Genomic DNA, 8,299 nt, shown 5'->3' on the forward strand with positions numbered 1-8,299 from the left:
TATGGGGCTGTGGTGATGAGGACCCCTGAAACCGGCTGTGGCCGGAGGCCCGTGAGGGCCAGGGTCAGCCCCGTGAGGGCGTTTGGGCGGCCGAACCCGGTCTTCGCAGGATGGTTGGCTGCGCTAGAACGCGACCGGCAGATCGACGCCTCCGATCAGCCCGGCCGCATCGGCGCCGGAGTCACCGACCGGGCCAGCAGCAGCGCGGCCTCGTTGTCCAACCGCACGAGCACATCGAACGGCGTGGAGTCGATCTCCATCAGCTCGCCCGAGCGGCAGACGGTGACCTGGTCGAACGCCCCCTCAGGCCCATTGGCCACCGAGCGCCGGGTCCTGGCGGACCTGGTCGTGTGGCGGCCACCCTCCATCCGCTGGAACAGCCGGTAGAACGCGGAGCGCGACGGCACCGTCTTCGTCCCGTACTTCTCGCACGCCATTCGCTGGATCAACGTGAAGTAGTAGCTGGCCGTCCGGGTGGAACCGTCCGGCGGCCTTGGCCATCAACAACCGTAGCTCCTCGACCACATCCGGATGGATCTGCCCGTGGACTGGACGGCGCGGGCTGTGACGGCCATCGACCATCCCGGCCAGCGCTTGAGCCTGAGCCTGATGGCGGCGCCGGCGCCACCGCCCGTGTGCGCGCTCACCGGCTTCCGTGTCTCCGCACTCAGCTCGGCGGCCTTCGCGGCCTCTCGCTGGGCTAGCGGCCGCGTGGCCGGTTCGCACTCCGGACGCGGAAGCGGCTACGGAGCCGCGTCGGGCGGCAACCCGGGCGCGCCCACCCGTCCGTCGTCCTGTTCCCGAGCCAGCTTTACGAGCCGGCTCTTACCGGGCCACGGATCGACGAGCCCCCAAACCGCCCTATGGAGGGGAAGTCTGGCGGAACGAGCGCCGGCAGACGGCAGTAGCAAGACAGACCGGGACCCCGCGGCCCTGCCATTACCGAAGCGACAACCTCAGCGGGGACGAAACCCGGGCCGGACAAGACACGGCGGGAAAGGACACCCGCTTCGCGAAGATCATTTCGCTGCGGAAACCTCACTGGCGTTCTCCAGAAGGCCTTCCCGAACCAGGCGTTGGGCGAATACGAGCCGGCCGGGTCCGTCGAGATGCTCGGCGAGGTCGGATACTCGGAACGGCTTGCCGTCGAGGACCCGGCGCAGGGCTGGTTCCAGGCGGGCCGGCATCGTGAGTTCCCGGTCGCCGAGGAGCGCGAGAAGCCGGTCTTCCTCAAGACGGAGGTTGCAGACCGACTGGGGACGTCGGCGCAGCGTCGAGCCATCGCTGATGTCGTCGAGGTCGATCAGCTGCTGCAGTTGGCCCGTCAGGACCGGGGAGCGGCGGGCCCAGAAGTGCCGCGTCACCGCGACCGACAGCGAGTCGAGGTCGATGCTGTCGAGCCTGCGCTTGAGGTGGCCGAGTTGCTGGACCGCCTGGGCCGCGAGCTCGGCCGGGTCGTCCGCGAAACCGACGGGCAACGGCTCCCTGAGCGTGTCAAGGATCTCCGTGAGCGCCTTTTCGAAGACGATCCGCCACTGGTACGCGCGGATACCGATCGTGATGTGCGCCGAAGGGACGTCCGCGGTGCGGGCCGAGTGGGCGAAGCCCCGCGGGATGTACAGCATGTCACCGGGCTTCAGTTCGACGTCGATCAGCAACTCGCCCGGATCACCACCCTGGTCAGCCTTACCGGCCGCACCGGCCGCGCCCGGCCCGTACACCTTCCAGTTCTTACGGCCGAAGGTCTGGAGCACGAACACGTCGTGATCGTCGGTGTGCACCGCGAGTCCCTGAGCGGAACGGGGTGTGATGTACGCGTTCGCCTGGACGGGATGCGTCAGGGCGAACTCGAGGTTGCGGCAGAAGCGGGTCAGCGGCGGCCAGTAGTCCTGCAGCGTCTGCAGGACGATGGTTGCTCCCGCATCGAAGAGTTCGAGGATGTGCCCCGGGTGGGCCTGGTCCGAGTTCTGCTTCTTCGAGATGGGATCCGGGCGCTTGGTGTAGCGGGCGACATCGATCTGGCCCCCGTCTTGCAACAGACGGAATTGTGGAATCCGTAGTGCCCTGGAAGTGATCAGAGTATCGACGTCCTCGATGCTCAGAAGATCGCCGAAGCCCGACTCGTCTGCTGCGGCTCGATGGAATGGGATGCGGCCCCAATGACGATCGACGAAGTTGGAGACGTCACCGACACAGCGCCGGAGGGCATCCGTGCCGCCGTCCATCGCGGTCGTGCCACCTGCAAGCTGCGAGGAGTCCGGTCGCACCACTTGTCAGCCTTCCTAAATCGATCCGTCGCCGGCGCCCACGTCTGGTCCGTCGCCGCCGATCTCAGGGTCACTCGGGAGCACATCGTGGTAGATGTCGTGGTGGTCGCCGATGACATCGACGCCATCAGGAAACGCGGGAACGACGGACGTGTCCGATCGGAAGGGCAGCCTGGTGGTTTGCGTCCAGGCAGTGGTGATCTCGCTGTCGTCGAGCCCTCTGCTCTCCCCCACCTGGAACTCCTTGCCGGACGGGTCGCCAGCGGCGACGTGACGGTACGTGGAACCGCGGTGCGTGGAACCGCGGTGCGTGGAACCACGGCGCGTGGAACCGCGGTGCGTGGAACCACGGCGCGTGGAACCACGGGCGATCTGTCCGCATCATCGGCACGGCGGATCGGCAGCGATAGCGGCAATCAGGTGATCAATCGGCGACAGCCATCGGGTGGCGGTACGGAACGACGCCGCTGTCGTGCGCGAGGTGGCCGTCGTAGTGCAGGTGCTGGCCGGAATCGTCGCCTCAGCGTCGGGCTCGGACGCACAGCCGGCCTCTTCCCACAGGGAGGCGCACGGCCCGTCGTCCCTGCCGAGCACCTCGCCGGCCCGTGTGGCGCTCTCGTGCAGGCCGACCACAGGGGCGGGGGCGTGCGGGCACCCGCCGTGAGGCATTGCCGCCCGCCCGAAAAGCAGTGGAGCCGCGCTTTCGTGTGCCGCTACCGTGCTTCCGCCCGCAGTCACCCCGTCAAGGACGTGCCATTGTACACCAAGTGAGCCCCCCTAGCGCTGAACCGTCGCGCGCCGCACTTGTGCGCCGCGCTCCTTTTCGCTGCGGTCTTCTCACTGGAACCGGTGTATTTCTGTGTCCAAAACCTGGGTGGTCGTGCCCACCTGCCTGCCGATAGTCCTCCGCCGTTGCCACAGGTGCGCCTCCGGGCGCTTCCGGACGAACGGCAAGTTCCGCGTCAACGCGAACCACAAGCTCCTCGACGTCTGGCTCCTCGCGCTCTGCACCGAGTGCGGGGACACGACCAAGCTCACTGTCCTGGAGCGGATGAACGTGCGTTCCGTACGACCCGAGCTCCTGAACCGGCTGCACGACAACGACGCCGGCCTGGCAGCCGAGCTGCTCCAGGACCCGGTCGTACGGCGTCGCAATCGCATCGCCCTCGACTGGGACGACGCCTGGCGCCTCGACGGCGGCGGGACGGAGCAGCCGTACGGGCCGGACGGTGAGGTGATCGACGTCTCGGTCCGCTTTGCGGCGCGGATCCCCGTGCGGCCGGTGCGACTGATCGCCGAAGGTTTCGGCCTTTCGCGAGCCGAGGTCGAGGGACTGCTCGCTGCGGGGAACCTGGTGTCGACAGTCCGCTTGAGCGGCAAGCTCTCGGGCGACTTCACCTTCATGCTCAAGCGCTGAGCCCATCCGGCCCGGGACCCGTCCGTCAGTAACCGATCCGCCGGACAGGCCCTGAGCGGGGGCACCCGGGTGCCCCCGCTCAAGCTGCCGTACGACGAACCGCGCCCGGGCGCGGACCCCGGGTGTGGTTCCGGCAGGCGACCGGCTCCGTCTTGAAACGGTGCACCGGAACGCGGGCAGGCAGCGGGGAGTCAGCCCGATATCAGCGGCCCTGGAGGGATTTGACGTTGTCGCCGAAGGTCCAGCTCTTTGAGCCGTCCCAGTTGACCGACCACGTCATGAGGCCCTTGAGTGAATTACCGAAGGCGTTCCAGGACTGGCTGACCAGGCTCGGCGCCATGTAGCCGCCGCCCGCGCCGGGCTGGGCCGGCAGGCCGGGCACCTGCTTGTCGTAGGGCACCTTGATGGTGGTGCCCTGGATGGTCAGGCCGTTGTTCAGGCACGTGGTCTGGGCGGTGAAGCCCTGCACGGTGCCGGCCTGGTAGGAGTCGCCGGAGCACCCGTACATGCTGCCGTTGTAGTACTGCATGTTCAGCCACCACAGCTGCCCGTTGTCGGCGTACTTCTTGACGATCGGCAGGTAGGCGCCCCAGATCGACCCGTAGGTGACGCTTCCGCCGGTGACGTACGCGGTTTCGGGGGCCATCGTCAGGCCGAAGCCCGCGGGCATCTGCGCCAGAACGCCGTCGATGATGCGGATCAGGTTGGCCTGGGAGGCGGACAGGGTGGTGATGTTGCCGCTTCCGGTCAGGCCGGTCTCGATGTCGATGTCGATCCCGTCGAAGTTGTACTTCTTGAGGATCGGTACGACGGTCGCCACGAACTTGTCGGCGACCGTACTGGAACTCAGGTCGATGCCCGCGGCGGCGCCGCCGATCGACATCAGGATCGTCGCTCCGGCCGCCTTGGCCTGGCACATCTCGGCGGGGGTCGCGACCTTGACACCGGCGTCCATGCCGTCCTGCCACTGGACGGTGCCGTCCGAGAGGATCACCGGGAAGGCCGCGTTGATCACGTTGTATCCGTGCGCGGCCATCCGGCTGTCCGTGATGGGGACCCAGCCCATGCCGGGGTGGACGCCGTTCGCGGCGCCGTCCCAGTTCTCCCAGTAGCCCTGGAGGACCTTGCCCGAGGGCTTGGGCTTCGTGGGGCAGGTGTCGCCCGACGGCGGCGGCGTGGTGGTCGGCGGGGCGGTGGTGGGTGGGGCCGTGGTGGGCGGCGCGGTGGTGGGAGGGGTGGTGGTCGGCGGGGCGGTGGTCGGTGGGGTGGCGGTCGGTGGGGTGGCGGTCGGTGTGGGGTTGCTGCCGCCGGGGCCGGTGAGCGACACCTCGTCCGCGTAGTACGTGGGCTGCCCGTACCAGCCGTGCAGGTAGATGGTCACCGAGGTGGTGTTCGACCCGGTGGTGAAGCCGACGCTGAGCTGGCCGTACGACGGGTTGTTCGGCGTCCAGGTGGACGGGGCGCTCGTGATGCCGGTGCCGGTGGCGCCCAGGTAGACGTAGCTGCCCTGGACGTAAGCGCTCAGCGTGTACTGGGAGTTGGGCTGCACGCTGATGGTCTGGGTGCACTGGGCGTTGTCCTGGCCGGCCGGCGTGGCCTTGAGCGCGGAGGCACCGGAGTGGACCGGGCTACTGACGGCCGCGCCGGAGCCGCTGGAGCAGGTCCAGTCGGAGAGGCCGTTCTCGAATCCGGGGTTGGCCACCAGGTTGGTGGCGACGGCCCCGGCCGTGGCGGCCCCCGCCGTTACGGAGCCGGCCACGGCCATGCCGGCGCCGATGACGGCGGCGGCGCTCACCCCGGCCAGGGAGCGCCTCAGGATGTCGCCTCCGGGGCGGCCAGGATCCGGACACGGGCGGACATCGGCCGACAGGCGTGGAGTACGTGATCTCCGACGGAACATGGTGTGCTCCCTTCCCGCCGAACGCCATGGGCATGACAGACGCGTGGGGGCGTGACGCCCGGCCCTGGGTGAGGTGGGGACATGTGGGGCTGTGCCGCACCGGATCGTAGGAGGGGCGGCAAGGCTGGTCAATAGGTCTGGACCAATTGGGTCTGGACCAATCAGGCTTGGGGTGATGACGAGCAGCGCGGCATCGAAGCCGGACTCGGCCCACAGTTGCGCGGCAAGGACGGTCCGGCGCTCTCCCGCCCAACCTGCGGGACAGGTTGATATCGCCGTGCGTTCCGCCGCCGCGATGATCACGACATCGGTGGCACCTGTCCGAGAACGTCCAGGATCGTCCGAAAAGCTGCTCGACCCGCTTCGCGGCATCCGGGACCTTGGCATCGGAGACGGCAGCCAGCTCCACTGCGCCGTCCCCCGATCCACGGACAGCAAGGTTCGGCCCTCACCCGCCACACCAGTGGCATCACCGAAGGAGCACCACATCATGGCGCGGATTCAGGTCAAGCGCATGGCCGCCCTCGCGGTCGGCGTCGCCTCCCTCATCGGGGGCAGTCTCGTAGCGGCTGCCCCGGCCGATGCTCAAGTCAAGCCCGTCGGCCCGGCCCTCGCGGCGAGCGGTGGCTACTTCGTCAACTTAGACAGCGGCAAGTGTCTGGACGCCGTGTGGAGCCATAGCAACGGCACTGTCGTGAATCAGTGGGACTGCTACGGCGGGGCGACCCAGCAGTGGAGCTGGAACGGCCAGGAGATAGTGAACACCGACAGCGGCAAGTGTCTGGACGCCGTATGGAGCCACGACAACGGCACCGCCGTGACCCAGTGGGACTGCTACGGCGGCGCTACGCAACTCTGGACGTTGCGCTGGACGGGCAGCGGATACGAGGTCGTCAACGCCGACAGTGGCAAGTGTCTGGACGCCGCGTGGAGCCACAACAACGGCACGGCCGTGACCCAGTGGGACTGCTACGGCGGGGCGACCCAACTCTGGCACGGATAAAGGGCCTGCGCAGCGGCCGTCACCGGTCGCCGAACCGGTGTCGGCCGCTGCGCGCGTCACCGCATCCACGTGGGCGGGCATCAGGCACACGCGATGCCCCAGTTAGGTGTCCCGCGAGGTGATCGCGGCTTGGTAGCGGACGGGGCGCTTGCGGGTGCCCGCGGTCAGTACGAAGGCCAGTGGCCGGCCGCGCCCGTCGCAGTGGCGGCCGTGCGTGGGCGGGGTGCGATTGGCTCGGCGGTCGGAGTCAGTCGGCCACGAGGAGGGTGTGCAACTCGGCGGTGTCGATAATGTGGGCCCGTGAGGGCAAGACGCGATGGAGCAGGATGTCGTGGACTTCGGTGTCGGGGTCGGCGACGCCGTCGGACAGGACGTAGAGCTGGTAGTCGCGGTCGGCCGCGTCGATGACGGTGGACAGGACGACGCCGCTGGTACCGAAGCCGGAGATGACCAGAGTGGTGATCCCGCGCTCGCGCAGCTGCTCGTCGAGGTCGGTGGTGGACATGCCGCCGAAGCGGATCTTGCGCACGGTGATGTCACCGTCCTGGGGCGCCAGGCGCTCGTGTACGGCGGTGGCAGGGTCCTCGTGGTGCATGAGGCGGTACTGGGCCAGCGGGGCGAAGGACTTGCTGGTGGCCGGGATCGCGTCCCAGTCGGCTTCGGTGAAGCCGACGCGGACGTAGGCGATGGTGCCGCCCTTGGCGCGAACGTCGGAGATGGCACCTTCCACCCGGGCCAACAGGGCTTCGTAGTCCCAGCCTTCGGGCAGATGGGCCAGGATCGCCGGCTGGTAGTCCATGACGAGAAGGGCGGTGCGCGCGGGGTCGAGCGCGGGGGCAGTGCTCACGCGGTTTTTCTCCTTACTGGTGGTGCCGGTCGGCGCTCATGCCGGCCAGTGGCTTCAGACAGAGGTCGAGCAAGGGCATCGACGGCAGGGCGACTGCGGCAGCGGGCAGCGGGCAGCGGTGCGTCACGGTTTGCTCCGGATCAGATCTCCCTCGTGGTGCGGCGCGTGGTCGTTCCGGGGAAGCAGGAAGGGGGTGATCAGGATGAGCAGACCGGCGAGGGCGATCGCGGCGCGGGGGCCGGTGACGCCGGCCAGCAGACCCCACAGCGCGGTGAGGGCCGCGATGGTGAGTTTGCTGGTGACCGACCACGCTGACAGGGTGCGGGCGATCCGGTCGGGCGGGACTTGCTCAAGCCGGTAGGTGGCGAACACCGGGTTGAACACGCCCATGCAGGTGATCAGCCCGAACTCGACGGCGATGACGAGCACGAGCCCGGCCACGCCGGGCTGGATGAAGGTCAGCCCGAGCGACCAGCACGCGCGCAGCGCCCCGGCGGTGAGCAGGACCTTGTGCCGTCCGAACCGTACGACGAGTCGGCGGGCCAGCCGTGAGCCGATGATGCCGCCGACGCAGGGCAGGCCGAACGCGAGGCCGTACTGCCAGGGCGCGAAGCCGAGGTCGCCGAGCATGAGGACGGCAAGCAGCGGCGAGGTCGCCAGGATCAGGCCGTTGACCAGGACCGTGTTGAAGAACAGGGGGCGCAGGGCCGGGTCGGTCAGGATGTAGCGCCACCCTTCGAGCAGGTCGCCGGGCCGGAGCCCCGGGGGCGGGGCGGGGGGGGGGGGCGGGCGGGCGGCGCGCGGCGCCCCCGGGCCCGCGCCCCCCCGCCGCAGGGAGAGAGCGAGGGCCCGCTCGCGCCCCCCC

8 protein-coding genes are annotated in these 8,299 nt (G+C 69.0%); 2 read left to right on the top strand and 6 right to left on the bottom strand.

Annotated features, from left to right (window positions below):
* Positions 1 to 155 precede the first annotated feature (155 nt).
* The 3 genes from ACFXDJ_RS06420 to ACFXDJ_RS06430 form a co-directional block, all read right to left on the bottom strand.
* Entirely contained in the window at positions 156 to 449 is a 294-nt protein-coding gene (locus tag ACFXDJ_RS06420) for a hypothetical protein (RefSeq protein ID WP_384660787.1), read from the bottom strand.
* A 570-nt stretch (positions 450 to 1,019) separates the two neighbouring features.
* Complete coding sequence (locus tag ACFXDJ_RS06425) at positions 1,020 to 2,225, bottom strand: cupin domain-containing protein (RefSeq protein ID WP_384660785.1); 1,206 nt, start codon at positions 2,223 to 2,225, stop codon at positions 1,020 to 1,022.
* A gap of 57 nt (positions 2,226 to 2,282) precedes the next feature.
* Positions 2,283 to 2,501 carry a hypothetical protein gene (locus ACFXDJ_RS06430; RefSeq protein WP_384660782.1) on the bottom strand — a complete coding sequence of 73 codons (219 nt, stop codon included), beginning with the start codon at positions 2,499 to 2,501 and terminating at the stop codon, positions 2,283 to 2,285.
* A gap of 625 nt (positions 2,502 to 3,126) precedes the next feature.
* Between ACFXDJ_RS06430 and ACFXDJ_RS06435 the strand changes: the two genes are divergently transcribed.
* Entirely contained in the window at positions 3,127 to 3,684 is a 558-nt protein-coding gene (locus ACFXDJ_RS06435) for a DUF1062 domain-containing protein (protein ID WP_384660779.1), read from the top strand.
* 202 nt (positions 3,685 to 3,886) lie between these two features.
* Here ACFXDJ_RS06435 and ACFXDJ_RS06440 read toward each other — a convergent pair whose 3' ends face one another.
* Positions 3,887 to 5,479, bottom strand: coding sequence for a carbohydrate binding domain-containing protein (locus tag ACFXDJ_RS06440; RefSeq protein WP_384663935.1), 1,593 nt, complete (start codon positions 5,477 to 5,479; stop codon positions 3,887 to 3,889).
* A gap of 595 nt (positions 5,480 to 6,074) precedes the next feature.
* Here ACFXDJ_RS06440 and ACFXDJ_RS06445 point away from each other — a divergent pair.
* Positions 6,075 to 6,587 (top strand): RICIN domain-containing protein, encoded by a 513-nt coding sequence (locus ACFXDJ_RS06445; RefSeq protein ID WP_384663937.1) that lies wholly within the window; start codon positions 6,075 to 6,077, stop codon positions 6,585 to 6,587.
* A gap of 247 nt (positions 6,588 to 6,834) precedes the next feature.
* Here the strand turns inward: ACFXDJ_RS06445 and ACFXDJ_RS06450 are convergent, their stop codons facing one another.
* Both ACFXDJ_RS06450 and ACFXDJ_RS06455 read right to left on the bottom strand, forming a co-directional pair.
* Positions 6,835 to 7,434 (bottom strand): cysteine hydrolase family protein, encoded by a 600-nt coding sequence (locus ACFXDJ_RS06450; RefSeq protein WP_384664196.1) that lies wholly within the window; start codon positions 7,432 to 7,434, stop codon positions 6,835 to 6,837.
* 123 nt (positions 7,435 to 7,557) lie between these two features.
* Positions 7,558 to 8,299: MFS transporter (locus ACFXDJ_RS06455; protein WP_384848001.1), on the bottom strand; the 742-nt coding region annotated here is incomplete at its 5' end.

The organism is Streptomyces sp. NPDC059443, from assembly GCF_042750105.1.
Lineage (GTDB): Bacteria > Actinomycetota > Actinomycetes > Streptomycetales > Streptomycetaceae > Streptomyces.